21 protein-coding genes are annotated in these 25,608 nt (G+C 47.9%); 7 read left to right on the top strand and 14 right to left on the bottom strand.

Annotated elements, in window-relative coordinates; genetic code table 11:
* Window positions 1-50: 50 nt before the first annotated feature.
* Window positions 51-830 carry an enoyl-CoA hydratase-related protein gene (locus KD145_RS20150; RefSeq protein ID WP_212001156.1) on the top strand — a complete coding sequence of 260 codons (780 nt, stop codon included), beginning with the start codon at window positions 51-53 and terminating at the stop codon, window positions 828-830.
* 73 nt (window positions 831-903) lie between these two features.
* Here the strand turns inward: KD145_RS20150 and KD145_RS20145 are convergent, their stop codons facing one another.
* Complete coding sequence (locus KD145_RS20145) at window positions 904-1,608, bottom strand: porin family protein (protein ID WP_212001154.1); 705 nt, start codon at window positions 1,606-1,608, stop codon at window positions 904-906.
* Window positions 1,609-1,884: 276 nt separating this feature from the next.
* Between KD145_RS20145 and KD145_RS20140 the strand changes: the two genes are divergently transcribed.
* A complete protein-coding gene (locus KD145_RS20140) occupies window positions 1,885-4,890 on the top strand; it encodes a PAS domain-containing hybrid sensor histidine kinase/response regulator (RefSeq protein WP_212001152.1) in 3,006 nt (1,001 codons plus the stop codon).
* On the opposite strand, the gene KD145_RS20135 is transcribed toward KD145_RS20140, so the two are convergent.
* The 10 genes from KD145_RS20135 to KD145_RS20090 form a co-directional block, all read right to left on the bottom strand.
* The gene (locus tag KD145_RS20135) at window positions 4,891-6,600 is read right to left on the bottom strand and encodes an ATP-binding protein (RefSeq protein WP_212001149.1); all 1,710 of its coding nucleotides are present in this window, start codon (window positions 6,598-6,600) and stop codon (window positions 4,891-4,893) included. It lies immediately after the preceding gene.
* Window positions 6,597-7,721, bottom strand: coding sequence for a sensor protein KdpD (locus KD145_RS20130; RefSeq protein WP_212001147.1), 1,125 nt, complete (start codon window positions 7,719-7,721; stop codon window positions 6,597-6,599). The genes KD145_RS20135 and KD145_RS20130 overlap by 4 nt, the downstream gene beginning before the upstream one ends.
* A 6-nt stretch (window positions 7,722-7,727) precedes the next feature.
* Entirely contained in the window at window positions 7,728-8,810 is a 1,083-nt protein-coding gene (locus tag KD145_RS20125; protein ID WP_212001145.1) for a porin, read from the bottom strand.
* 61 nt (window positions 8,811-8,871) lie between these two features.
* Window positions 8,872-9,435 (bottom strand): K(+)-transporting ATPase subunit C, encoded by a 564-nt coding sequence (locus tag KD145_RS20120; protein WP_212001142.1) that lies wholly within the window; start codon window positions 9,433-9,435, stop codon window positions 8,872-8,874.
* A gap of 25 nt (window positions 9,436-9,460) precedes the next feature.
* A complete protein-coding gene (kdpB, locus tag KD145_RS20115) occupies window positions 9,461-11,512 on the bottom strand; it encodes a potassium-transporting ATPase subunit KdpB (protein WP_212001140.1) in 2,052 nt (683 codons plus the stop codon).
* A gap of 27 nt (window positions 11,513-11,539) precedes the next feature.
* Window positions 11,540-13,252: a potassium-transporting ATPase subunit KdpA gene (gene kdpA, locus KD145_RS20110; RefSeq protein WP_212001137.1), complete on the bottom strand. Its 1,713-nt coding sequence runs from the start codon at window positions 13,250-13,252 to the stop codon at window positions 11,540-11,542.
* A 51-nt stretch (window positions 13,253-13,303) separates the two neighbouring features.
* On the bottom strand, window positions 13,304-13,381 hold the full coding sequence (locus tag KD145_RS32610) for a potassium-transporting ATPase subunit F (RefSeq protein ID WP_113616872.1): 78 nt from the start codon (window positions 13,379-13,381) through the stop codon (window positions 13,304-13,306).
* 114 nt (window positions 13,382-13,495) lie between these two features.
* Window positions 13,496-13,837, bottom strand: a complete 342-nt coding sequence (locus KD145_RS20100; protein WP_212001135.1) for a hypothetical protein — start codon at window positions 13,835-13,837, stop codon at window positions 13,496-13,498.
* A gap of 344 nt (window positions 13,838-14,181) precedes the next feature.
* Window positions 14,182-17,919, bottom strand: coding sequence for a DEAD/DEAH box helicase (locus KD145_RS20095; RefSeq protein WP_212001132.1), 3,738 nt, complete (start codon window positions 17,917-17,919; stop codon window positions 14,182-14,184).
* Between the two features lie 314 nt (window positions 17,920-18,233).
* Entirely contained in the window at window positions 18,234-19,139 is a 906-nt protein-coding gene (locus KD145_RS20090) for an MBL fold metallo-hydrolase (RefSeq protein ID WP_249219460.1), read from the bottom strand.
* Between the two features lie 85 nt (window positions 19,140-19,224).
* Here KD145_RS20090 and KD145_RS20085 point away from each other — a divergent pair, with 85 nt between their 5' ends.
* Both KD145_RS20085 and KD145_RS20080 read left to right on the top strand, forming a co-directional pair.
* Window positions 19,225-20,112 (top strand): helix-turn-helix domain-containing protein, encoded by an 888-nt coding sequence (locus KD145_RS20085; RefSeq protein ID WP_212001131.1) that lies wholly within the window; start codon window positions 19,225-19,227, stop codon window positions 20,110-20,112.
* An 89-nt stretch (window positions 20,113-20,201) separates the two neighbouring features.
* Window positions 20,202-20,585, top strand: a complete 384-nt coding sequence (locus KD145_RS20080) for a DoxX family protein (protein WP_212001130.1) — start codon at window positions 20,202-20,204, stop codon at window positions 20,583-20,585.
* A 77-nt stretch (window positions 20,586-20,662) separates the two neighbouring features.
* Here KD145_RS20080 and KD145_RS20075 read toward each other — a convergent pair whose 3' ends face one another.
* From KD145_RS20075 to gcvT, 3 genes are all read right to left on the bottom strand, one after another.
* Window positions 20,663-21,385 carry a 2-phosphosulfolactate phosphatase gene (locus tag KD145_RS20075; RefSeq protein ID WP_212001129.1) on the bottom strand — a complete coding sequence of 241 codons (723 nt, stop codon included), beginning with the start codon at window positions 21,383-21,385 and terminating at the stop codon, window positions 20,663-20,665.
* Between the two features lie 17 nt (window positions 21,386-21,402).
* The gene (locus tag KD145_RS20070; protein ID WP_212001128.1) at window positions 21,403-21,876 is read right to left on the bottom strand and encodes an SRPBCC family protein; all 474 of its coding nucleotides are present in this window, start codon (window positions 21,874-21,876) and stop codon (window positions 21,403-21,405) included.
* 159 nt (window positions 21,877-22,035) lie between these two features.
* Window positions 22,036-23,124 carry a glycine cleavage system aminomethyltransferase GcvT gene (gcvT, locus tag KD145_RS20065; protein WP_212001127.1) on the bottom strand — a complete coding sequence of 363 codons (1,089 nt, stop codon included), beginning with the start codon at window positions 23,122-23,124 and terminating at the stop codon, window positions 22,036-22,038.
* A gap of 199 nt (window positions 23,125-23,323) precedes the next feature.
* Between gcvT and KD145_RS20060 the strand changes: the two genes are divergently transcribed.
* From KD145_RS20060 to KD145_RS20050, 3 genes are all read left to right on the top strand, one after another.
* Entirely contained in the window at window positions 23,324-24,652 is a 1,329-nt protein-coding gene (locus KD145_RS20060; RefSeq protein ID WP_212001125.1) for a M28 family peptidase, read from the top strand.
* Between the two features lie 143 nt (window positions 24,653-24,795).
* Window positions 24,796-25,191 (top strand): nuclear transport factor 2 family protein, encoded by a 396-nt coding sequence (locus KD145_RS20055; protein ID WP_212001124.1) that lies wholly within the window; start codon window positions 24,796-24,798, stop codon window positions 25,189-25,191.
* A gap of 12 nt (window positions 25,192-25,203) precedes the next feature.
* On the top strand, window positions 25,204-25,608 hold the full coding sequence (locus tag KD145_RS20050) for a hypothetical protein (RefSeq protein WP_212001123.1): 405 nt from the start codon (window positions 25,204-25,206) through the stop codon (window positions 25,606-25,608).

The following is a 25,608-nucleotide window of genomic DNA, read 5'->3' as shown; positions in this document are numbered from 1 at the left end:
GCCGGCATTGCAGACACACCACTGCAATGCCGGTTTTTAAAACCACGTGTATGTTCAACTCCTTACTACTGGAAACGGCCAATGGCGTAGCCACCATCACTCTCAACCGGCCGGAAGTTTACAACGCATTTAATGATGAACTGAGTTACGAACTCCAGGATGCCCTCAAACAGGCAGAAAAAGATGCAGCGGTAAGGGTAGTAGTACTCACCGGCGCTGGAAAAGCCTTCTGTAGTGGCCAGGACCTGAAAGCGTCGACGGAATCCGGCAAGCGTAATTTCAGTGAGTCCCTCCACAAACGCTACAACCCGATCATCCGGGCTATCCGTAATATGCCCAAGCCCGTTATATGCAGGCTCAATGGTGTGGCCGCAGGCGCCGGCTGCTCCCTCGCACTGGCCTGTGATATGATCATCGCCAGCGAAACTGCCACCATGATAGAGATCTTTGTGAACATCGCCCTGGTGCTCGATTCCGGCTCTTCTCATTTTCTGCCCCGCACGGTGGGCTATCACCGGGCTTTTGAACTGGCCACCAAAGCATCTAAAGTATCTGCCGCAGAAGCGCTGCAAATGGGACTGATCAATAAAGTAGTCGCGCCCGATGCCCTCGATGCAGCCGTGGAAGCCGAAGCCGCCTACTATGCTGCTGCCCCCACCAAGGCTATCGCCCTGATGAAAAAAATGCTGACCAAGGGGATGACGGAAAACCTGGACGCCACCCTCGACTATGAGGCCTATTGCCAGGAAATAGCAGGTAACTCCAATGACTACCGGGAAGGTGTCAACGCTTTTATCGAAAAAAGAAAACCTGTGTTTAACGGAAACTGACTTCCGTAATACCCATAAAAAACGGCCATGGTTGATACAACCATGGCCGTTATATTTTTGAACCGGGGACTTATTACAGTCCGCTCAGGCAGATACCTATCTGGTAAGGTCTGATGCTCAGATCACTATTATCTTTCAGCATAGTGTTCAGCGCATAGGAGCCGAATACGGCAAAGTTACCATAACCTACGCGGGCTGTAGCCGAAAAACGCCAGGGGTTAAAGAAACCTTTGTTCAGGTCTTTATCCCAGTTTTTGGAACCGTTAGGTGCTGTGTTTCTACCCTTCGTATGTGCATTCACCAATGTACCTATCTTGATACCCAAAGCAGCTTTAAAGCCTTTGTTGGCATTATCCGGTACACTGCGGTAACGCAGCTCGATAGGCAGCTCCAGGTAAGTGGTGGCTACCTTGAATTTTTTATAAGCATTGCTCGCCGGGAAAGTAGGTACATTAGGATTCACTTTTCCTGCAATGTCGAAAGTATGATCTTTCAGATACACGCCGCTGGTGCTGATACCCAAACCAGCAGCAAGGCTCAGCGGAGATTTCTGACTGAACGGAAAATCATACATCAGCGCAATATTAAAGCCCCTGTTAAAACCCGTCTTGATACTATCAGGCGCGCCAGCCCAACCATCATAGGATAACTGAATCATCAGAAAATCCCTGGAATGGGTAGCCCTGTTAACCGCCTTGTTCATGGGAGAACCGCCTTCCTGTGCAAATACACCTACAGCAACAGCTATCAGGCCAAGGGTAAAAATTATTTTTTTCATAAAATATTTAATACTTAGGAAAAAGAATATTAGGCAAATATATTGGAATGATTGTAAAAGAATTGGTTAAAAAATTACAAAACATAACCTTTTCGCGGCGAAAGTTACATAAAAAGTCATATAGACAATCATATTCTTTCCTTGTTCCCCTCTCCAGTCAATGAACAAGATGAACGACAATAATGTGGTAATTTATCCTAAATTTCAGAAACGATCCTTTAATAAGGATATCACCCCTGCCAAAAGAGATAACAAGTCTGTGAAACCAAAAGTTCCATGAGAAAAATCGCACTTACCGTCATTACCCTCGTGATAGCCGTGCTGATGGCACTCAGCGGTTTCATTTTCTATGCCGGCATGGTGCAAAAAAGAACCAATGCCGCCGCCAACTGGATACGCAGCAGCCAAACCACCACCAACCAGGCCAAAGCCATCGGCACCCTGGACTACAGAAGCACTGCCGGCATCAAAGACTACCTTCTCAGTAACGGACATACGAATTTGATGGAACAACAGCTGCAGGACAGCATCCTCGGTATACTCCTCCGCCTCACCGGCAACCCGCATAACACTCCGGCACAACAACAACGCCTGCAGGCCATACAACAACAACTGATTCAGCGACGCCATACCAAACATCATATTATCTCCACCGCAAACGAAAATTTGGAAGAGGCCAGGCAGATGGTTCTCAGCCCCGACTTCCGCCAGCAAGGCCGCGGCCTCCAGGAGATCATCACCAGCTATATCCGCACCGAACAAAAGGAACTACTGCAAAGAATCGATAAAGACTCTTCCTATACTACCTACTCCTTCTGGTTCACTATCATCCTCAGCACCCTCACCCTTACCCTGCTGGTAGGTGAATCCCGTTATATCTTTAAACTCCTGATAAGAATAAGAACCTGGAGCAACCAGCTGCTGAAAAGCGAACAAAGTTTCAGACGACTGGCGGAAGAAGCAGAGCCCATGATCTTCAAATGCTCGCTGAATGGTTTCTTCACCTATGTAAGCCCCCGCTCGGAAGAAATTACCGGGTATTCCAACACCACCCTTACAGGCAAACATTGCTCCCTGTTGTTGGAAGATGATGAGTTTGAGCGCATGCAGCGCTTCTATAAATACCAACTGTCCAACGGTGACGAATACTCGTCGCTACAGCTGGAAATCATCACCCGCTCCGGCAAGAAAAAATGGGTGGAACAACTCGCTTCCATCATCACCGGTGATGATGGTAAAAGAGAATTCGAGTGCATCGTCAAAGATATCGATCAGGAATACCGGAAAAGCGAAAGTATCCAGTACCTGCTACGAAGACTGGAGGCTATCCTCGACTATATGCCCTCCATGATGTTTGTAAAAGACATGTCAGGCAACTATCTCCTGGTCAACAACCGGTTCATGGAAGTGATGCAGGTACGTAAAGAAAATATCGTGGGCAAAACGGATGCAGACCTCCACTATCCCTGGGTAAGCCGCTATGGCGAAATCTGTCGCCAGGTGATGAACACCGGCATCCGGGAGAAAATGGAAGAAACCCTGACGATAAACGATAAAACCTATCATTTCCTGTTAACCGTATTCCCTTTGCGGAATACTAACCATGAAATGATCGGCATCTGTTGTCTGGGACAAGACCTCACAGAAAAAACCCTGTATCTGCAACAGGAAAAAGAAGCCCGGAAAAAAGCAGAAGAGGCCCAGAAAAGCCAGGAAACCTTCCTGGCCAATATGAGCCACGAAATTCGTACGCCCATGAACGGTATTGTTGGGATGACACAGTTATTGCTGCAGGAGAACACCCTTTCTATCGTACAACAGGAATATGTGACCGCCATTCAACGATCTGCCAGCAACCTGCTGGTCATCATCAATGAAATACTCGATTTCTCCAAAATAAAAGCCGGCAAACTCGAACTCGCTATCGAGCCGTTCAACCTCCATGAAGTGATCAACAATGCCGTATTCCCGCTGCAGCTGCTGGCACGGGAAAAAGGACTTAACTTCTCTGCACGGATACACGAAAATATTCCGGCCGATCTTCTGGGCGATGAAGTACGGCTCAACCAGGTGCTGATCAACCTGATCGAAAATGCCATCAAATTTACCAGCAAAGGGCATGTAACGGTGACGGTTACACTGGTGTCTGTTGATAAAGACCACTCCGGTATCCGGATTGGTTTTAAGGTAGAAGACAGCGGTATCGGCATTCCTTCCGACAAGATAGAAGTGATCTTTGAAAGCTTCTCCCAGAGCCATAAGGGCAATAGCCGGCACTTTGGTGGTACCGGGCTGGGACTCACCATCTGCCAGCACCTGATAGACCTCCAGAATGGTATTCTGAAAGTAGATAGTACTCCCGGCAAAGGGTCCGTATTTTATTTTGAATTACCTTTCACGAAGGATCCGTTTCCCCGGCGGCAGTCTGCCGCACCGGCCGAAGGAACCCCGAAACAGCCCCTGCTGGGTAAAACCATCCTGGTGGTGGAAGACAACAGGATCAATCAGCAAGTGGCCTACTATACCCTGAAAAAAGGTGGATGTGCCAGCGTTGACGTAGTCGACAGTGGCATGGCCGCCCTCGAAATATTAAGTGTTAAATCCTACAACTGTATTATTATGGATCTTCAAATGCCCGGCATGGATGGTTATGAAACCACCCGCGCCATCCGTAACAGCGGTATTAACACCCGCATCATTGCCGTTACCGCCTCCGCCCTGGACGGAGAAAAGGAACGCTGCCTGCAGGCCGGCATGAACGACTATGTCTCCAAGCCCTTTCAGAAGGAAGAACTTTTCCAAAAAATACAGGCTTCTGCCGGCGATGATGCCAGCACTGATCCTGTGCCCAGCCCGGAACCAGCGCCAGCAGCGGCACCACAGCCGGATTCCCCGCCTCTTGCCTCCGGAGCAACATCTCCCCAGCCTCCCCAAAAGAAAATACCTCCCATCAGCTTCGATGACATATACCTGATGATGACGAAAGATGAAGTCAAGATGATCCTGGAAGATCTGGTTTTGTACATGCCGGATTATATCACCCGGCTTCGGCAATATATCGAAGAGAGAAACTGGAAAGAAGCAGGCAATATCGCCCATCAGTTGAAAGGCAACCTGGGCTATGTTTGTATGCACGAGGCCGTACAGCTGGCCCATGAAATCAACAGGAACGTAGTATTCGACCCTATCTACGAGGAGCTATCCCGGAAGGCCGCCAGAATTGAAGAATTATTCACCCGTTACCAACCAGACATAGAAGCGCATATCGCCACCTTCCGGTAATTACTGTGCCACCGGCAATGTAAAGTAAAACAGACTGCCTTTGCCTTCTTCACTGGAAACACCGATTACACCGCCCTGCGCCTCTATAAACTCTTTGGAGATAGCCAGGCCCAGGCCGTTACCCTTATGCCCTTTGATACCAGGCACCTGGAAAAAACGTTCAAATATTTTGTCGCGGAAAGCCAGGGGGATTCCCTTGCCATAATCACGCACGGAAAAAGAAAGCATATTGGTCCCGGTATTTTCCACGGTCAGGTCTATGGCCGATTTCAGGGTGGAATAACGGATTGCGTTGGTTAACAGATTGACCAGCACCCAGGCTGTTTTTTCCACATCCGCCATCACCCTGGGCAAAGCCTCCGGCACATGCTGGCGGATAGTGACTTCCCGCTGTGCGGCCTGTTTCTGTACAGTGTCCAGCGCATACTGCACGATATTAAAAGCAGTAACCGGCTGCGGTTGCAGCTGGATATTGCCGCTTTCCACCTGCGACAGGTCCAGCAGTTCACTGACGATCTTGATCATCCGCTGATTGTCCTGTTTCATACTTTCCAGCAGCTCCCGCTGTTCCGGCTTGAGCGAGCCGGTACGCTCATCTTCCAGCAGTTTGATGCTGAAATCGGAAGAAGCCAGTGGTGTTTTCAGTTCATGTGATATGGTAGCGATAAAGTGTGTTTTGGCCAGATCCTGTTCTTTAAAGGCGGTAATATTTTTAAGGATAACGACATAGCCTATACGCTTTTCTTCATGCCGGATATCTGCCACTTCCTGGGTGAAGAAACATTCCTTTCCTTCCACCACTATTTTGAGAGGTACATTTTCCTGTGGGTTGATCAGGAAGCGCAACAGATCATTCCGTTTGGCGATTTCATCGGCAGAATGACCTACCAGCTCTTTCTCCGGAATACTCAGCAGTTGCAGGGCCTGTACGTTGGCAAACAGAATGGTGTTTTTGGTATCAAAGCCGATGGTGGCATCTTTAAGGCTGCTGATCACCGCTTCGGCGCGTTGTTTCTCGAAGGTGATGCGGGCCAGGTTACTGTGCTCATATTCATCCAGCCGCTGAGCCATCGTATTAAAGGCGGTGGCCAGCTCTCCAAACTCATCCCCGGATTTGAAATATAACCGTTTGCCGTATTGCTTGTCAGCAATGCCTTTGATAGCTTCCGTCAGTGCATGGATGGGGTTGGCAATATAACCGGGGAAATTATATACAAAGGTGAAACCCAGCAGAAAACAAACACCACTGATAATGGCGATGTAGAGCAGGGCATTGTCTGCCGTTCTTTTTACCAGTTCATTTTTCCCTACAATAGCGTTCATATTGAGGTCCATGATGGTGTAGATGCTCTTCTTAAGAGCTATAACATCAGCCGGATTGGGCACAGAATCCTGCCGCAGTTTATTGAATACCCGCTCCACATCAGCGGTAGCGGCGCGTTCTCCCCGTTCTGTCACATTGGTCTGCTGTTGTTTGAGGTTGGTGGCAAACTGCTTTAAGGCTTGTTCCCTGTTAACTGGAAGCTCTTCCAGGGCCACCAGCATATTTTTAGAGTACTCCAGCGACTCGTAGTTATCTTTCAGGATAATTTTGGCTTTTTCTGTCAGCCGGTTCAGGTAGTAGTATCCCAGTACACTCACTATCAGCAGCATAATGTAGAGGAACAGCACCCCTAAAGTAATCTTCGTTTTTAACCTCAGTGTACTCATGACAGGATAATAAGATCTATATCATTGGAAGAAAGGGTTTTCAGCAGCTGGTTAAACAGGTTGGTCCGTAAGATGATACGGAACAAACTGATATGTGGCTTGCCTATACAAACAGTAGTGATCTGCTTTTCCAGGGCTACGTTGATAATAGCCTCTGAAATGCTGGCATGATGTTCCTGCACAACTTCCGCGCCTAATTCTGTAGCCAGTTTGAGGTTATTGATCAGGTGGCGCTGTGCAGCCAGCGGTATTTTATCCACGCTTTCACGGGGCGTTTGCACATACAACACATACCAGTCGGCATGGTAATAGGCGGCCAGCCTTGCGGTTTTACGGATCACTTTGCGGGCCACTTCATCATTGGTGGAGATACAGGCCATGAAGTTCTCATGACGCATCTGCTGACTTCTGGGCACTTCCGTTTCTACTTTACGTTCCACCTGAGTAGCCACTTCCTTCAGGGCCAGCTCCCGCAACTGCAGGATCTTATCGGCCTGGAAGAAGTTCCGCAAAGCTGTTTCCACTTTGGACTGATCGTATATCTTACCTTCTTTAAGGCGGGTGATCAGCTCGTCGGCGGTCAGGTCTATATTCACTACTTCATCTGCAATCTGCAGCATACTATCGGGCACCCTTTCCTGGACCTCTACACCAGTAATGTATTTAACCTCCTGGTTGATGCTTTCTATATGCTGGATATTGACAGCAGAGATAACGTTGATACCGGCGTTAAGCAGGTCCAGTACATCCTGCCAGCGTTTTTCATTTTTGGAGCCGGGAATATTGGTATGTGCCAGCTCATCTACTACTACCCATTCCGGCGCCAGCAGCAGGATGGTGCTGACATCCATCTCATCGAGCATTTTCCCCTTATAGAAAACCTGCCTGCGTGGAATTGCAGGCAGGCCTTCCACGAGAGCGTGCGTTTCCACACGGCCATGCGTTTCTACGTACCCTATCTGGACATTGATGCCGTTCCTTAACATGGCATGCGCTTCCTGCAGCATACGATAAGTCTTTCCTACACCGGCACTCATGCCGATATAGATTTTAAACTTGCCCCTGCCACTGCGATTGGCCAGGTTAAGGTAATGTTGTACGGTATGTTCTTTTTCTGTCATGATCTGTTAGAACCAGACTGCCAGCGACGCTGTCAGGGCTGTATTGGTATTTTTGAGTTCCGTGCTTTTGATGAATGGTTTATCCTTTCCGTCAAACATCCGTCCTTCCACACGCAACATCACGTTGTTGACCGGAGTAAAGTCGAGGTTGAGTGAATAACCTGTCGTTTGGAATCCTTGCGATGTACCAGTGGAAATCACTACACCATCTTTGTCGTTAAAATGTTCTACTCTTCCGGCCACAGCAAATTTATCGGTAAATGCATAACGCGCAATAACGATCGGGGTATACCATTTTGACAGTTCACTGCTGCCCTTTTCCTTCTGTTGCAAACCATAGTCTACACCGGCTATCACGCTGAATTTATCCGTTATACCAAAGGTACCATAAAGGTTGTTAAAATAGCGCATACGGCGTACGGTATCGGGTAAATCGTTGCCTACATAAGTGCTCCAGTTCAGCAATATTTTGTCTGCTGGTTTAAAGGTAATCTGAGTGCCGAAATTAGGTGTCTGATTACCATCCACCCGTTTGATCCGTTGCCATCCATTAAGATACAGCGCAGCAAATGACCATTTCTCATTCGGAGTCCAGGTAACTTTTGCACCTGTTTCAAAATAAGGGGAATTTTCTGCTAACAGACTGCGGGTAAGGGTAGGGCAATCTTTTCCGATGGCACTTTCAAAACCAATATGGGCGGGCATAATACCGGCATCTATCCAAACGTTTTTACCTACTCTTACACCAACATTGGCTTCATATACATATTGCCAGATACTGGGTTCTGCTGCCAGGTTGTATTGTGCATACGTACCGGTCATCAGGGCGATATTACCCCGTACCCTGTCGGCATTGTAACTGGCTCTGAGCACGGCCAGGTTGAGGTTCAGCTCATTGTGCCTGTTGAAGTTGTACAGGAAACCAGGTTTGGTATGATTGGATGGCTGATGCATATCATAACTGTAATAAGCTTCGGCATAACCGGAAAATGTCAGTTTACCTTTTTCTTTCTCTGCTGTTGGTTCGGTTTGGGCAAAGAGCGTGATAGCGGCAGCCAGGCCGGCTGCCAGCAATAGAATCTTCTTCATAAAAAAATATAGGTTAAATGGAATTTCCGGTGAATGAGCCTTCACCGGAAATCGGTGGGTTTTATTTTAATTCATCCAGTGCGATGTTCAGCTTTAACACATTCACTACAGAAGGACCGAGAAGGCCGAACAATGGACCTTTGGTATTATCATCTACCAGCTGTTTCAGCTTCTCCGGAGCAATGCCTCTGGCTTTGGCTACGCGGGCAATCTGTATGTATGCAGCGGCAGGGGAGAGGTGCGGGTCAAGACCACTGGCAGAAGCAGTCACCAGTTCTGCCGGGATATCTTCTTTTTTCACATCCGGGTTATGTACCAGGAAAGAATCTATTCTTTCCTGTACAGCTTTCAGATACTCCGGATTGCCGGGAGCTTTGTTGGAGCCACCGGAACCGGCAGCGTTGTAATCTACTGTACTGGGGCGGGACCAGAAGTATTTATCCTGTGTGAATTTCTGTCCTATATTTTCATACCCTACAACTCTTCCATTATGCGTTACCGTTACCCCTCCACCTTTTCCAGGGGCCAGTCTGGCAACCCCGGCCAGGAACAGGGGATAAATGCCTGCCAATAATACCAGCAGGAGAACGGTCAGTTTTATAGAGGGCCAGAGATACTTTTTCATCTTCTTGAATTTTTAATCTTTTATACTACCGGATAAAGAGCGTTATCAGCATGTCAATCAGTTTGATACCGATGAAGGGGGCTACTATGCCACCAACACCGTATATCAACAGGTTCCTGCGCAGCAGCGCGCTGGCGCCTATCGGCTTGTAGGCCACACCACGCAATGCCAGCGGAATTAGCATAGGGATAATAATAGCATTGAAGATCACTGCGCTGAGGATAGCTGTTTCGGGGCTGTGCAGCTTCATCACATTGATGCCTTGCAGGGCAGGAATAGAAGCTACAAAGAGCGCCGGCACGATCGCAAAATATTTAGCCACGTCGTTGGCGATGGAGAAGGTAGTCAGCGTACCTCTTGTCATCAGCAGCTGTTTACCGATTTCCACGATTTCAATCAGTTTGGTAGGGTCGTTGTCGAGATCCACCATGTTACCCGCTTCTTTTGCAGCCTGGGTACCGCTGTTCATGGCTACTCCTACATCGGCCTGGGCCAGTGCCGGAGCATCGTTGGTACCATCGCCCATCATCGCTACCAGACGACCTTCCTGCTGTTCTTTACGGATATAGGTCATTTTATCTTCCGGTTTGGCTTCAGCGATGAAGTCATCTACACCGGCTTTGGTAGCGATATATTTGGCGGTAAGCGGGTTGTCACCGGTTACCATCACTGTTTTCACACCCATTTTACGCAGACGTTCAAAACGTTCGCTGATACCGGGTTTGATGATATCCTGCAGTTCAATAACGCCCTGCACTTTGCTGTTGAGTGCTACCACCAGCGGCGTGCCTCCGTCTCTGGAGATAGCTTCCACGCGGGTAAGCGTATCGGTGGGGAACTGGAAGCCTTCTCTTTCGGTGAGCCTTTTGATAGCATCGTAAGCTCCTTTGCGGATACGGTTGCCATCGGGCAGATCGATACCGCTGCTACGTGTTTCGGCAGTGAATTTCACCAGGCTGGCACCGGACACAGTCAGTTTGCTGACGATGTCTTTACCGGCCAGTTCTACGATGGACTTACCTTCCGGTGTTTCGTCAGACAGAGAGCTGAGGGCACAGAGTCTGATAAATTCTTCCGGTGCATTACCGTTGGTAGGGTAGAAATTGGTGGCCTTACGGTTACCGATGGTGATGGTACCGGTTTTATCCAGCAGCAACACATCGATATCACCAGCTGTTTCCACAGCCTTACCGGATTTGGTGATCACGTTGGCACGAAGTGCACGGTCCATTCCGGCGATACCGATGGCAGACAACAGCCCGCCGATGGTGGTAGGTATCAGACATACAAACAGGGAAATAAAAGCAGCGATAGTGATCGGTGTTTGTGCGTAGTCGGCAAACGGTTTTAATGTCACACACACAATGATGAACACCAGGGTGAAACTAGCCAGCAGAATGGTCAGCGCGATCTCATTCGGTGTTTTCTGACGGCTGGCACCTTCTACGAGGGCAATCATTTTGTCCAGGAAAGACTCGCCCGGTTCGGTGGTCACCCGTACTTTGATATGATCAGACAGTACTTTGGTACCACCTACCACGCTGGACTTATCACCACCTGCCTCACGGATCACCGGCGCAGATTCACCGGTGATGGCCGATTCGTCGATGCTGGCCAGGCCTTGTATGATCTCTCCGTCTGCCGGGATGATATCGCCGGGGTCGCAGGCGAAGACATCACCCTTGCGCAGTGAAGAAGAGGAAACAACTTTAATTTCGTTGGTAAATATTTCTCCTACCAGTTCTATTTTTTTGGCAGGTGTTTCTTCCCTGGTACGACGCAGGCTTTCGGCCTGGGCTTTACCACGTGCTTCTGCAATGGCTTCTGCGAAGTTCGCAAACAGCAAGGTGAGAAAGAGGACAATAAAAATGGTAATGTTATAAGCTGCACTTCCCTGGTCGGTGTTTTTGGTAAAAAGTGCATACAGTGCTACGATCAGCATCACCGCAGTGCCTACCTCTACGGTAAACATGACCGGGTTTTTGATCATCAGTTTCGGATTCAGTTTCACGAAGGACTGCTTCAGGCTTTGCATCACCTGCTCCCTTGGAAACAGTGTATTATCTTTCTTCTTCATGTTAATAGTCATTATAGGTTTATCCTCTTACAAAGAGAAGTACTCTGCTATCGGGCCTAATGCCAGTGCCGGGAAATAAGACAGCGCAGTCAGGATGATGATCACCGCGAAAGTCATTGCGCCAAAGGTGATCGAGTCTGTTCTCAATGTACCGGCAGATGCAGGAATGTATTTTTTGGAAGCCATCAGACCAGCGATAGCCACAGGTCCGATAATGGGCAGGAATCGTCCCATTATCAGCACAAAGCCGGTAGTTACGTTCCAGAACACATTACCGTCGCCCAATCCTTCAAAGCCGGAACCGTTGTTGGCGTTGGCAGAAGTGTATTCATACAACATCTCTGAGAATCCGTGATAGTTGGGATTATTGAGCCATGAAGATGGTTTCACCGCCCAGTTGGCATCCGGATGATGTGCCAGCACCCAGGCGGAGAGCGCTGTACCAGCCAGGATCAGGAAAGGAGACAACAGCGTAATAAGGGCTGCGATCTTCACTTCGCGGGCTTCCAGCTTGTGGCCCATCAGCTCAGGTGTACGGCCTACCATCAGCCCGGAGATAAAGACGGCGATGATGATAAAGATGTAGTAGTTGAGGATACCTACGCCACAACCGCCATAGAAGCAGTTCAGCATCATACCCAGTAATTGCATCATACCCGTCATTGGCATGGTGCTGTCGTGCCAGCCGCATACAGAACCGGTGGAGATGATGGTGGTAACAGTGCTCCAGTAGCCAGTGGCAGCAGGCCCGAAGCGGACCTCTTTACCTTCCATGGCCCCCGTGACCTGTTGTATGCCCATATGTGCAATAGCAGGGTTTCCGTTCATTTCCGACTGCATAGTCGGTATCAGCAGGCATATCATCCCTATGGTCATCACCCCGAAAATCACATAGGCAAATTTACGGCGGTTGACGAACAGGCCCAGTGCAAACACCATGGCGATGGGTATGACAACCTGTGCAAACATTTCAGTCATCCATGTCACGTAGCTGGGGTTTTCCAGCGGGTGTGCGGAGTTGGCTCCAAACCAGCCACCACCGTTGGTTCCAACATGTTTGATGGCAACAAAACCGGCAGCAGGTCCGCGGGATACGTTCACGGTATCACCCTGCATGGTCACTACGGTATCTTTGCCATCGAAGCTGGCAGGAGTACCGTTAAATACAAGTATCAGTGCGATAACGACAGATATAGGTAAAAGGATGCGGGTGATTGTTTTCAGGAAGATATCCCAGAAGTTACCCAGCTTGGTAGTTGTTTTTTCTTTCATGGCTTTGAAAACCACGATCAGTGCGGCAATACCGGTGGCAGCACTCACAAACTGCAGGAAGGCCAGCACAAACAGCTGCGTGAAATAAGTAACACCTGTTTCACCTGAATAGTGCTGCAGGTTACAGTTTACAACGAAGCTAATAGCGGTGTTAAATGCCAGGTCGGCCGATTGTCCGGGGTTACCATCCGGATTCAGTGGCAGCTTGTCCTGGAACATCAGTACAAAAAAGGCATATACAAACCACACCATATTGATGGTCAGGAGTGCTTTGAGGTGCTCTTTCCAGGTCATTTCCTCTTTGGGATTGATGCCGGAAATTTTGAAGAACAGACGCTCCAGCGGCGCCATAAAGTCGGACCAGGTTTTATCTCCTCTGAATACCTTTACGATATACCTCGCCAGTGGCCAGGCCAGAAGTAATGTTAGTCCATAGGTGGCAATAACGCCTAAAATTTCAGTAGTCATCTCTAGTTAGTTAAAAAGCTTTGCAGCGGCCCAGGTATCATGGCAGCCGCATCAGAATTTCTCCGGTTTCAGCAATACATACACCATGTACGCAAAAACCAATATTGAAAGCACAAATAATGCGGTCATAATCAGGTGTGTTTAATTAGATTTTTTCGAAATAATCCACCGAGCCAAAGAACAGGGCAAAGCAGGCCAGTCCTGCCAATACCAGTAAAATAGTCATCATCATAAATGTTGTTTTTAAAGTGCTATTGTTTGTAAATGTTGAATTCTGACAGTTCTAAGAGAAGAGGGTAACATGTTCCGGTGCTGCGTACAGATCAAAGGAGATAACGCATACATAAACACACTTTCAATAGCATTACGCAAGGAATTGCTGCCATTGCGGTATAATACCCCTGCAATGGTAAAACAACGCTTCACTTCCTGCAATTGTTCATGACGGATCATGTTGCCGGTATAGTCGGCAAAGGTGTGAATCACTTTACTCACTCTTTCCTTGGTCGTCAGCTGCTGCATAGGAAACGACAGACCAGGGATCTGTAAACCGATCAATTGTGAGATTTTCGAATCTGGTAACATGTGGATCAATTGTTTGATACAATTACCAGATATACCAGCCGGGTGCCAGTATTAAAAAAAGAAAAGAGAAACAGACATAACTGTCTGTTTCTCAATACTATAAATACAAATTCAACATTAAAGGAGAGAAAGAAGATTCCTGGAAACCATGCAGAATCTGAAGGGTATATGCAGAAATGGAAAGGTACCAACCAGCACTTTACTGAATTTGTTCAGCATCATAGGTCGAGATAATTGCGGGTTAAAAATGAACCCACAAGATCTAATCGGTTTTCAAATAAGTTAATTTATTGAATATAAAAAACTTACGTAAAAAGTTCGACCAGATGTGCCACAAGACAGCCTTAGCTGAACAGATACAATACATCTTCTTTGGTGAGCTTCTTCACAAAGCCACTATCATCGGAGATGATTTCTTTAACAAGTGATTTTTTTCGTTCCTGTAGTTGTAATATTTTTTCTTCTACTGTATCCTTACAGATCATACGGTAAGCGAAGATGTTTTTCGTTTGGCCGATACGGTGAGTACGGTCGATGGCCTGTTGTTCCACAGCCGGGTTCCACCACGGATCCACAATGTATACATAGTCTGCTGCAGTAAGGTTAAGACCCACACCACCTGCTTTCAGCGAGATGAGGAATACGCGGCATTCATCATTATGTTGGAAATTCTGGATCGCCTTTTCACGATCTACAGTAGAGGTGCTACCATCGAAATACTCGTAAGGGATCTTCATATGCTGCAGCCTTTCCCGGATAAGCCCAAGCATGCCCAGGAACTGGGAAAACACCAGCACCTTGTGATTACCGATATTCTCGGCTATTTCACGGGTCAGCTCATGTAACTTCACAGAATGGTTGGGATACTGTTCTGTATCATTGAGGATAGCCGGCGAGTCGCAGATCTGGCGCAGCTTCATCAACCCTTGCAGGATGGTCAGCTGTGAACGTTCCATACCCTGATCTTCAATAACACCCAATATCTTGGAGCGATAGGTATTACGATAGGCATCATAGATATGGCGCTGCTCAGGGTCCATTTCACAGAAGATCACTGTTTCAATTTTTTCCGGCAGGTCTTTCGCCACCTGTTCTTTGGTACGGCGGAGTATAAAGGGATATATCAGTTTACGCAGATGTTCTTTTCTTTCTTCGTCCTGGAACTTGTCGATCGGTGTAGCAAATTCATTCCGGAAGAAGTCTACGCTTCCCAGCATGCCCGGGTTCAGGAAGTTCATCTGCGCATAAATATCGAAGGTATTGTTCTGCATTGGGGTACCACTCAGTGCCAGCCTGTTTTTGGTATGCAACAGCTGGGCTGCTTTGGTAACCTTGGACTGCGGATTTTTAATGGCCTGTGATTCATCCAGGACCACATAATCAAACTCCAGCTTCATCAGTGTTTGTATGTCACTGCGCAGCGTGCCATAGGTGGTGATGATCACATCAAACTTGGCCAGTTCCGCAGCATCTTTGATACGCGTAGGTCCATGATGGATATGATGCTGGATTTCGGGAGTGAACTTGCGGATTTCATTCTCCCAGTTATAGATCAGCGTGGTAGGGCAAACTACCAGCGTCATACACTTACCTTCATTTTTGTTTTTATAATACTGGATGAAGGTGAGTGCCTGGATGGTTTTACCAAGACCCATGTCATCTGCCAGGATACCGCCCCATTTGATCTCATCGAGATAGTTGAGCCACTGGAAGCCGCTTTCCTGATAAGGGCGCAGCGTAGCTTTCAGGTTAACAGGCAGTGAGATATTACGGATCTCATCAAACTGCAGCAGCTTTTTACGTTTCTGCTCCAGTTCTATTACAACGGCTTCATCATCGATAAACTCATACAGTTCATCGATTACGCTGAAGTTGTATTTGCTGAGTTTAAGGCCTTTGTCTTTTTCTTCACCTACCTTAAACAACAGTGAATATTTGCGCAGCCATTCTTCCGGCAGCAGGCCCAGGGAGCCGTCTGCCAGCTGAACATAGTTCTGTTTGTTGGCCAGCGCATTTTTGATGTCTTTGATGCTTACTTTCTGGTCGCCATACAGTACTTCAATCTGCGCGTCGAACCAGTCGATGCCGGAGCTGATCTGCAGGTTGGTGACCGGTTTATGCGAACTGAATTTGAAGTTGCGCAGGTTATCAAAACCGAAAACGCGCACATTCATTTCTTTCAGTGCATCGAAGAAGAGGAAGAACCAGTTGTTCTTCAGGGCTTCTTTGGCACGCAGATAAAAATAGTTGTTGTTGTCGTGCTGTGCGAAGTTGGTATGCAGCGCACGCAGTTTGCCGACAAACTCTTCTTCCGCTTCCTTGTTTCGGCGGATGACGAGTACTTTATTCCCTTCCTGTACGGTGATCTTGCTTTCATCATTCCATTCTACCTCTTGCCCGCGGTAAGCGAAGCCGGGTTGAATGATGAATGTTTCGCCCAGTTCTTTCAGGTATACACGGCATTCCGGTGCCAGGTCGGTAACTTCGGCCAGCAGCTCTTTATCGAAGCGGATATCATACTGCCGGCTTAATGGCAGCAGATAGTCCTTAAGGTATACCGGCCATTCCTTGTTAGGAATTTTCAGTTTACCGTTTTGCTGGAAGAGGGCTACGTGCAGGGCGTCCTGTGGTGTTTCAAACAGGTACAGCACGTTCTGGTGGAGGAACAGCAGCGGGCTTGCCCACTTGTTGTCTGCTACATTGACCAGCTCACCTTCTATCGTTACAAAGCAGTTCACTTCCACATGGCTGCTGCCGCTGCTGGTTTTGATGACCAGCTTCAGTCTTTCGGCGCCTATCTGGACCGGTTGCAGGTTTTTGGTTTTGAACTGTTGCCGCTGAGGCAGGTAAAATACCAGGCCCTGTTCTGCCAGCTGCGGAAACAGCTTAGCCAGTTTGGGATGCAGGTATTCCAGCATCAGCTCTTTGGTTTCGGTAGGCAGCTCTTCGGCATTTTCATGCGTGATATTTTCCCAGATGCCCGCAAATGGGGAGTTTTTACTGAGAAACTTGCTGACTTCCGCACCCTGTAACTTACGGATAGGGGCTATCAGCTCCCTGTCTTTTTCTTTGTATTGATAGAAGTCAACATATTTGGTGAGGTCCAGTTTACTGGCCAGGGAAACGAAGGCTGTTTGGTCTTCATTCACTTCACCGCTGACAATATCTATTTTAAAATAAGGGTATAAATCCTCGTTGGCGTTGAATACGGCGGCCAGGCGCTGTGTTACCGTCAGGGTTTCTTCCGGTGGCGGTGGAGCGGTGGCTGGCTGGCGGCCGGCAGAGCCGCCGTCCACTCTTTTGATGCTGGGGTCCAGCACCCGCAGGAAGGGCTTACCATCCATATAGGAAAAGGCAAACTTCCCGTCAAGGTCGTCACTCAAAGAGTAGCCATATAAGGAAAGGAGCTTATTTTTCTCCTTGTCCCAGTTGCGCAGCGTATCAAAGTAAAAAGGCCCGTGTTTCTGCAGCAGCTGCAGGAAAAGGGCTGTTTTATGCACACAGAGGGCGTGGGCTGTTTCATCACAGGTGCAATGAGTATCAAAAAAACGTTCCTCATTGCGCTGTATGATCAGCGGATATTCCTTTTTATCCAGCACCAGCATAGCTTCTATCTTTTCATCTTTGGCAGATGAGATTTTGGCCGGATGCTGTTTGGCGATCGTTTCCGCATCTGCCATTATGGAAGCAGATACCAGCAGTTTGATCGTCTTGATATCAATGGATTTCATTTTGATCAGGGTGTGTTGCTGATCAAACTGGGTCTCAAAGCTCTCAAAGTGATTCTTGTCCAACATCTCCTGAAGCTGGAACAGGGCTGCCGCCTCATGACGGCAGATATCGCCCAGGTTGTACGGACATTGACAACGGACAGACATACCGCTGGTTTCACCATATTTATTGATGTTAACGCGGTAGTAATTGGCATGAGTGTCACTCTTTACGCGGAAAGTAGCTGATTTAAGCACCGGATCGGCTTCGATGAGCTCAACGCCCCCGGTAGAAAAAATACGCTTCCCCCTGCGGATCACTTCATCAGTGCCGTTATTGTAAACATATTTTAGCAAATGGGGTAGCGACATACTATACGTTGTTGCCTGCTTTTATTATCAGTCTACGGGGTAAATAAATATATCAAAAATCTTTAACCGCTGATAAAAAGGCAATCCACAAAACTAAGCAGAAATCTCTAATAAACAGCGCCCAAAATGAGAGTTAAATCACAATTCCGCTGTGGTGGCATATTCCCCGTTACCCGCCCCTGACGAGGCCAGGAGCGGAATGGAAATTTATTTTATAATTATTTTTTATAATGTGAATTTACTGATACTATTTTACCTCTGTTTATCAATAATTTATGTTCACATGAAATAAAAAGCATATACAAGGGCTGTTTTTAGCTAATATGCCGGATATACCGCTTCACAGAAAAATCCATCGCCTCCCGGGCCCCTGTCAGGATATATTTGCCGAAGGCCCCGTACATGGCATCATAAGACAGCGGAGACACCGCCTCCTGGATAATCTTCACCTCCGCTGCCGACAGCGGGATATTATTAGGATAGCTATACATAAAAGAAGTCGTTTTCCGGTCGGTAGACACCTGGATCACATCACCCACCAGCAGGGCACCTTTGCCCGCAGGGCTGTACAGCACATTGGCACCGGGGAAGTGCCCACCACAAAGCACCAGCTTCATACCATCCCAGAGGTCCAGCGTTTTGCCCTCCCATAAACGAATCACCGGATCATGCCTTCCCAGCCAGGAAGCATCCAGCTGATGTACATATACCGGCGCATTGTCAAAAGCATGGCTCCATTCCACAATAGTCGAAAAATAATGGGGATGCGAAATGGCAATTGCCCTGATCCCACCCAGGCGGCGGATGATATCTATCGTAGAGTCGTCCAGGTTAGTAATACAATCCCACAGAATATTCCCATGAGGTGTTACCACCAGATGCGCCCGTTGCGATATGGCGAAGCCGGGCGTCGAGTAAATAGCATATATACCAGGCGCCACCAGCTCTATAACATTCTTATGGCCTTTTTGTATCTGTTCAAGGGTGGTCCAGCTCTGCCCGGCAGGATTCACATACTGGCGTTCATCTTCGCAGATAGGACAGTGTGCCGGCGCAGTCTCCGCAGCATCATACTGCACACCACAGGTAACACAGATATAGTGTTTCATAACATTGTTTTTATCATTTGAAAGGTAGGGCATTTTTGATAAAAGCGGCAGCCCGGCTATCGCCAGCCCGCTTTGTTTGATCCAGTCGCGTCGCGTGTTTTGCTTTTGCATAAATCATCATTTTTGAATATCAAAAGTACCCCGGCGAAGCGCCTCTCTCAAGGGACATCCTCAACAAATACTTGTACATTTGAACATGCGATCACCTATTCCACAACACCGGATCAACGATGGTGTAACCGTTCCGGTACCACCGTTTTCCAACAATGTGTTGATTGCGGGTTTTAATGATGAAGGGAAGATCATGCCGAGGCAATACCCTCACCGGCATGCCTATTATGAGATATTGCTGCTGCATCGCAGCAAGGGCGTACATTATGTGGACTTTGTAGCTTATCCGTTTGAAGGAGCAGTGGTTTTCCTGTTGTCACCGGAACAGGTGCATCAGTTGAACCGTGAAGGCTCCAACGGATATACGCTCCGGTTTGATCCGGCTTTCTTCAGCAGTGGCAACGACCCCGACAGCCAGCTGCTGGGCCACTTCCTCTTCGACAATATGCAGGCCTGCCCGGTAATACCGCTGGAAGAGGCGGAGCTGGCACGTCTGGACAACCTGCTGAACATTGCACAGGACGAATTCAACAGGGGCGGGGATGATGTTACACAGATCCTCTTTTCCTACATCCGCGTAATTCTGATGGAGATCATGCGCATCCGGCGGCGCCAACTGGGAGAGGCCCACCTGTTGCCCGGCGCTCCGCAAACACAGCTGCTCCAGTTCAAACTCTTACTGCACCAGCATTTCCATGAACTGCATGAAGTGCAGGACTATGCTTCAAGAATGCATGTTACTCCACGGCAGCTGAATAGCATCACCCAACGGTTCACCGGCAAAACCGCCGGCTCTCTCATCCGGGAGCGTATCCTCCTGGAAGCCAAACGGCTGCTCTTCCTCAACGAACTTACCGTTAAAGAAGCCGGCTACCGCATCGGCTTCGATGATCCGGCCTATTTCACCCGTTTCTTCAAAAAAAATACAGGTATCTCTCCACAGCAATTCCGGGACAACTCCCCGCAGGCATAAAAGTGCAACACAAACACATTTTTATCCATGTTTTTCCTTTTGCCGGGATTGTAGTTTTGTGTCTTCATTCTTAAACACACACACTTCTTATGAAAGACAACAAACAAATTGCATTTCTGGTATTACGTATAGGCCTCGGCATATTATTCGTGATCTTTGGCATTCAGAAATTACAGGGTGGTACTGCCACCTGGGAATTCCTGGGCGGAACACTGAAAACCATCGGCATCAGCAAATGGCCTGCTTTCTGGGGTCTGCTGGCCACTCTTTCTGAACTGCTGGGAGGTATTGCCCTGATTACCGGCTTCTTCATCAGGCCAGCGGCTGTCGCACTGTTGGGTACGATGATCGTTGCCACCTTATTCAAGGTAGCTTCAGGAGCGCCTTTCGCGGAAGTGTCCTACCCGCTGGCCATGGGGATTGTATTTATCTCTTTTATTATCGGAGGGGGAAAACGGGTACAAACAGCGTAGATATTTGGATATTTTTTTATTTAGATATTTTGATATTTAGAGTCTCTAAATATCAAAATATCTAAATAAAAAAATGTCTAAATGCCTACCAGTGCTCCGTCTTTAAATATCGGGAGAATATTGGCGCCATCAGGCGTAAGGCAATAGGCAATATCTTTTTCCAGGCCGTATTTAGCGAGACGTTTGTAGTGGGAGGCCTGTTTCATAAATTGATGGATATCTGTTTTAGCAGATTCATACAGTGTTTCAGCGGCAATTGCAGAATCACAGTTGACATCAAAATGTTCCCGGATGCGATTTACCACTGCACCGGCGAAGAGCGTATCTTCCATGTTCACCCGGTCTTTCCAGGCGGCGCATCCCAGTATCACGTTTTGATTTTGAGCGATCAGGTAGTCGCATACCGCGCTGATATTGGGAAAAGAGCCGGTAATGATCTGAATGGCATCTTTGGCCATATGCAGTAACTTGGTGCCGTTGGTAGTAGTGAGCACCAGTGTTTTGTTTTCGATAAACTCCCGGGGATATTCAAAAGGGGAGTTACCATGTACCAGTCCTTCCGCCACTTTACCATCGCGTTCGCCGGCAGTGATGCCATCGATCGCACGGCCGATATTCACACATTCTTCTACGGTAGCTACTGGTATTACTTTGGCAGCGCCATTGTACAGGGCGGTGCAGATGGTTGAGGTAGCACGCAGTACATCGATGATGACCACGATGCTGTTTTTCACATCAAATAAATGTAATAAAGCCGGGGATAGACATACTTCCAGGCTGGGTTTGTTGCTTTCTGTCATTCAATTGCATTTATGCATTAATCAAGGACTACTCTCCACTTTTCACTCTCTGCGTAATCCTTAATGGTTTCATTACGGTGCTGTAGCAGTCTGGTCATGTATCCCACCAGATAAAAGCGTTCCACCATGCGGCCAAGCCAGCCATAGGGGGTGCCAAAATCCATGATATCAATCATTACCGTACCGTTGCCGATCTGTTTGAAATGGTGCTCATGTTTCATATGGGTGAAATCACCTTCTGTCATTTCATCGGTGAAATGTTCCCACTCCTTCATGGCAATTATTTTAGTGGTCAGTTCCCGCACCTTACCCAGATGCTTTGCACGCCAGGTAACTGTTTCGTTGTACTTAATCAGTCCGTTGGTGCGACCTTTGATGGCCTCTTCCTGCCGGTGCGTCATGCTGCGTTTATGCAGGGTAATACTCCGGCTGAGGTCATAGACTCTCTCCAGGGGAGCATAGATCACGGTAGTTAAATGAATAGTAGGCATAGATATGGCAATAAATAAATAATTCCGTTGACCACCCAAAGCCGCAAAGCAGCAAAAGAGCAAAGACTGAATAAAGATACTGCTGTCTCTGCGTCATTGCTGCTTTACGCCTTCGTGTGAAACATGCGTGACGAAATTAATAACTTTCACCCGCTATTCCTAGCTAAGGAACGGCACTTTCACGACTTTTGCCTTCAGGGCCTTGTCCCTTACCGCGATAAATATTTCGGAGTCCAGTGCAGCGTGGCTTGTTTTCACATAGCCCAGACCGATAGCTTTCTGCAGGGAAGGAGACTGTGTACCGGAAGTCACACGACCGATCACATTACCGTCAGCGTCTTTGATTTCGTAGTCATGACGCGCAATACCCTTGTCGATCATTTCAAATCCTACCAGTTTCTGGGAAACACCTTCTGCCTTTTGTTTTTCGAAAACAGGACGGGAAGGGAAATCTTTGGTGAATTTGGTGATCCATCCCAGACCGGCTTCCATCGGAGAGGTACGGTCGTCGATATCATTACCATACAGGCAGAAGCCCATTTCCAGGCGGAGCGTGTCGCGGGCACCCAGGCCGATTGGCTTCAGCCCTTTAGGACCGCCGGCAGCGAAGATAGCGTCCCAGATTTTCTCTGCTGCACCATCAGTATCTTCAAAATAGATCTCGATACCACCGGAACCAGTGTAACCGGTAGCGCTGATCACTACATTAGGCACACCAGCAAAAACACCTTTTGCGAAAGTGTAGTATTTCAGGTTTACAATATCCACTTCAGTCAGGGGCTGCAGTATGCTGGTGGCATTAGGGCCCTGGATGGCCAGCAGGCAGGTTTTATCGGAAATATTGTGCATTTCCACCCCTTTGGTATTGAACTGGCTTATCCAGTTCCAGTCTTTTTCAATATTGCTGGCATTCACTACCAGCATATAAACGTTATTTTCTTCAATACAATAAACCAGCAGATCATCTACAAGACCACCTTCATTATTAGGCAGAGCACTATACTGGGCTTTACCGGCAGTCAGTTTGGACGCGTCGTTGGTGGTTACACGCTGGATCAGGTCCAATGCATGCTCGCCTTTCAATATAAACTCACCCATGTGGCTTACATCAAACACGCCGGCGTTTGTACGCACCGCCTGGTGCTCGTCATTAATACCTGAATAGGAAATAGGCATGTTGTAACCAGCAAAAGGAGCCATCTTGGCGCCCAGTGCAATGTGTTTCTCTGTAAAAGGTGTGTTTTTCATACTTCGTTTTTAAAACGGGGCAAAAATAGGGATTTGCCATTTACCAATGACAACCCACTTTCCCCGTATGACTGTTTTCAGACCAAGCATCATATTAAATATACTTGAAATGCAATAGGGGCTTAAAAAAGAACGTCCCTCAGTGTGCTATTAGCAGGGGGTAATTCGTAATTTTGCAGCAGACCCAAAAAAAGATTGCGTGAAAAAGATAACCTGGCTGTTACCACTGGTATCTATTACCTTGTTCGTAGAGGCACAGAAAAAGAATGACCGAAAAACCTTGTCTAATCTACAACAGCATGTCACTTATCTCAGCAGTGACAAGCTGGAAGGCCGCAAGTCAGGTGCACCGGGCGAACAGCTGGCTGCCGCCTATATCTCTACACAGCTGGAACAAATGGCCATCTCCCCCAAAGGAGATAACGGCTTCCTCCAGACTTTCACCATCCGCGAAGGCAGAGAACCTGCTGATAACTGCGTCATGACGCTGAACCATGAAAAACTCACCGCCGGTCAGCAGTTCATCCCGCTACCCTTCAGTGCCGGCAAAACCGCCAAGGGCGAGGTACTCCCTAACGTCAATGAACCGGACAATATATGGCTCATCAATATCAGCGAGCTGGAACCGGATAACCGTAAAAGCAAACTGGAACAATACCTTCAGCAAACGCAGATAGCCGCCAAGTCAGGCGCTACGGCCGTCATCTTCTACAACGGGAAAGAATCCCCGGCAGAAGTACTCAGCTGGCAGGAAAAGTCCATGTCCGCTACGAGCATACCCGCCATATGGGTCAGCAATGATATCAGCAAAAAACTGGGCGCTGATGAGGCGGATGCCTTCCTCATAGACCTCCGGATAGCGTTTAAACCAGTGAAAATAACCGGTACCAACGTGATCGGCTATATCGACAACAACGCCTCCAAAACCGTGATCATCGGCGCTCACTACGACCACCTGGGAATGGGAGAGGGGCACACCATCTACCATGGTGCCGATGACAACGCCAGTGGTACCGCCGCCCTCCTGGAACTGGCCCGCATGCTCAAATCCGCCAAACTTAAAAACCATAATTTCGTCATTATCGCCTTCTCCGGTAAAGAGCAGGGCCTCGCCGGCTCCGGCTACTTCACCACTCATAGCGAAGGCATAGACCTGTCGCAGGTCAACTACATGATAAATATGGACATTATCGGCGACCTCGACACATCCCGCGGCCTGCAGATCGGTGGCGTTGGCTCTTCCCCCGGATGGCCCGGCATTATCGGCAGCGTAGCCTCCAAACAGCCCAAACTGGTATACGATGCCAGCAGTACCTCCCCGTCTGACCACGCCTCTTTCTACAAAAAAAATATCCCGGTACTGTACTTCTGCACCAATACCCACAAAAGCATTCCTGATGCAGACGATAATGCAGATAAAATCAATTATGATGGCACCCTGACCGTTATCAAACTGGTATACGACATTATCACCAAAACGGATAACATGGAAAAACTGGCTTTTGACAACGCTCCCGCCAGAAAATAACTCCGCCCGCATTTTCCGGGAAACGAATGAGTTACATTTACACGAATTTTATAAATTCGCAGATTGCATTACAAACAGGATAGCACATGTATCTGTTGGTAAGCTGTAATTGTTATTCGTAATTCATCAACCCATCCCTGTAAATGGACGAAAAGCTGGCCCTCGTATACCGGTATTTCCAGCTGCTGGAAAATTTTTCAGCGGATCCGGCCGAATTTGCCAAGATTTTTCATCCCAACGTTATACAGACAGAATACCCGAACCAGCTGTCGGTAGATGTAAAACAAAGGAATTTCGAGTTGATGCTTGACAGTATGGCCACCAACAAGCAGATCCTGAAATCGCAGCATTATAGCGTGCTCAAAGCCTTTCAAAATGGTAATACCCTCGTGGTGGAAGCCAAATGGACCGGGGAAATAGGCGTGGATGCAGGGAAATTCAGAAGAGGCCAGATCATGAACGCCTTTATCTGTACCGTTATCGAGTTCCGCGAAGGAAAAATTTACCGGCAGCGCAACTACGATTGTTATGAACATTAAAGCCAGCACATCATGAAAAAATTACTTTCCATCTTCGCGGTTACCAGCCTGCTTTTTGCGTGTAACCCTACCCGTGAACACCAGGTGAATAAAGACGCCTACGACGTGATCACCGAAAAAAGTTATGTATACCGGGAATTCAAACCCGCTGCCAGCCCGCTGATGGACTCCGTGCTGCAACTGCGCAAGGAAATAACCGACTACCTCGACCAGCAAGGCTTTAAAGCCCATATCGCCGGAAAAGACAGCCTGCTGTTCCACCGCGCCAACGGCCTCGAAGTGATGATAGAAATGCCGGCACCACAGGATCCCTGGTCTATGAACACTATCATCGTATTCGACCCGGTGAAAAACCCTTTATTCGTAAATTTACACAAAGGCACCGGCCAGATTGAACAATATATTAAAGCTAAATAA

The organism is Chitinophaga sp. HK235 (assembly GCF_018255755.1).
Lineage (GTDB): Bacteria > Bacteroidota > Bacteroidia > Chitinophagales > Chitinophagaceae > Chitinophaga.
Note: the sequence above shows the minus strand (reverse complement) of the source record. Positions and strands in the feature narration are given on the sequence as shown.

Bases quoted from the DNA above. Each gene is read 5' to 3' on its own strand.
- KD145_RS20135 (WP_212001149.1), bottom strand. From the start codon at position 6,600: ATGAGTACACTGAGGTTAAAAACGAAGATTACTTTAGGGGTGCTGTTC.
- KD145_RS20140 (WP_212001152.1), top strand. From the start codon at position 1,885: ATGAGAAAAATCGCACTTACCGTCATTACCCTCGTGATAGCCGTGCTG.
- KD145_RS20125 (WP_212001145.1), bottom strand. From the start codon at position 8,810: ATGAAGAAGATTCTATTGCTGGCAGCCGGCCTGGCTGCCGCTATCACG.
- KD145_RS20120 (WP_212001142.1), bottom strand. From the start codon at position 9,435: ATGAAAAAGTATCTCTGGCCCTCTATAAAACTGACCGTTCTCCTGCTG.
- KD145_RS20095 (WP_212001132.1), bottom strand. From the start codon at position 17,919: ATGTCGCTACCCCATTTGCTAAAATATGTTTACAATAACGGCACTGAT.
- KD145_RS20145 (WP_212001154.1), bottom strand. From the start codon at position 1,608: ATGAAAAAAATAATTTTTACCCTTGGCCTGATAGCTGTTGCTGTAGGT.
- KD145_RS20075 (WP_212001129.1), bottom strand. From the start codon at position 21,385: ATGACAGAAAGCAACAAACCCAGCCTGGAAGTATGTCTATCCCCGGCT.
- KD145_RS20050 (WP_212001123.1), top strand. From the start codon at position 25,204: ATGAAAAAATTACTTTCCATCTTCGCGGTTACCAGCCTGCTTTTTGCG.
- KD145_RS20090 (WP_249219460.1), bottom strand. From the start codon at position 19,139: ATGCAAAAGCAAAACACGCGACGCGACTGGATCAAACAAAGCGGGCTG.
- KD145_RS20080 (WP_212001130.1), top strand. From the start codon at position 20,202: ATGAAAGACAACAAACAAATTGCATTTCTGGTATTACGTATAGGCCTC.
- KD145_RS20130 (WP_212001147.1), bottom strand. From the start codon at position 7,721: ATGACAGAAAAAGAACATACCGTACAACATTACCTTAACCTGGCCAAT.
- KD145_RS20055 (WP_212001124.1), top strand. From the start codon at position 24,796: ATGGACGAAAAGCTGGCCCTCGTATACCGGTATTTCCAGCTGCTGGAA.
- KD145_RS20085 (WP_212001131.1), top strand. From the start codon at position 19,225: ATGCGATCACCTATTCCACAACACCGGATCAACGATGGTGTAACCGTT.
- KD145_RS20100 (WP_212001135.1), bottom strand. From the start codon at position 13,837: ATGTTACCAGATTCGAAAATCTCACAATTGATCGGTTTACAGATCCCT.
- gcvT (WP_212001127.1), bottom strand. From the start codon at position 23,124: ATGAAAAACACACCTTTTACAGAGAAACACATTGCACTGGGCGCCAAG.
- KD145_RS20070 (WP_212001128.1), bottom strand. From the start codon at position 21,876: ATGCCTACTATTCATTTAACTACCGTGATCTATGCTCCCCTGGAGAGA.
- kdpB (WP_212001140.1), bottom strand. From the start codon at position 11,512: ATGAAGAAGAAAGATAATACACTGTTTCCAAGGGAGCAGGTGATGCAA.
- kdpA (WP_212001137.1), bottom strand. From the start codon at position 13,252: ATGACTACTGAAATTTTAGGCGTTATTGCCACCTATGGACTAACATTA.
- KD145_RS20150 (WP_212001156.1), top strand. From the start codon at position 51: ATGTTCAACTCCTTACTACTGGAAACGGCCAATGGCGTAGCCACCATC.
- KD145_RS32610 (WP_113616872.1), bottom strand. From the start codon at position 13,381: ATGACCGCATTATTTGTGCTTTCAATATTGGTTTTTGCGTACATGGTG.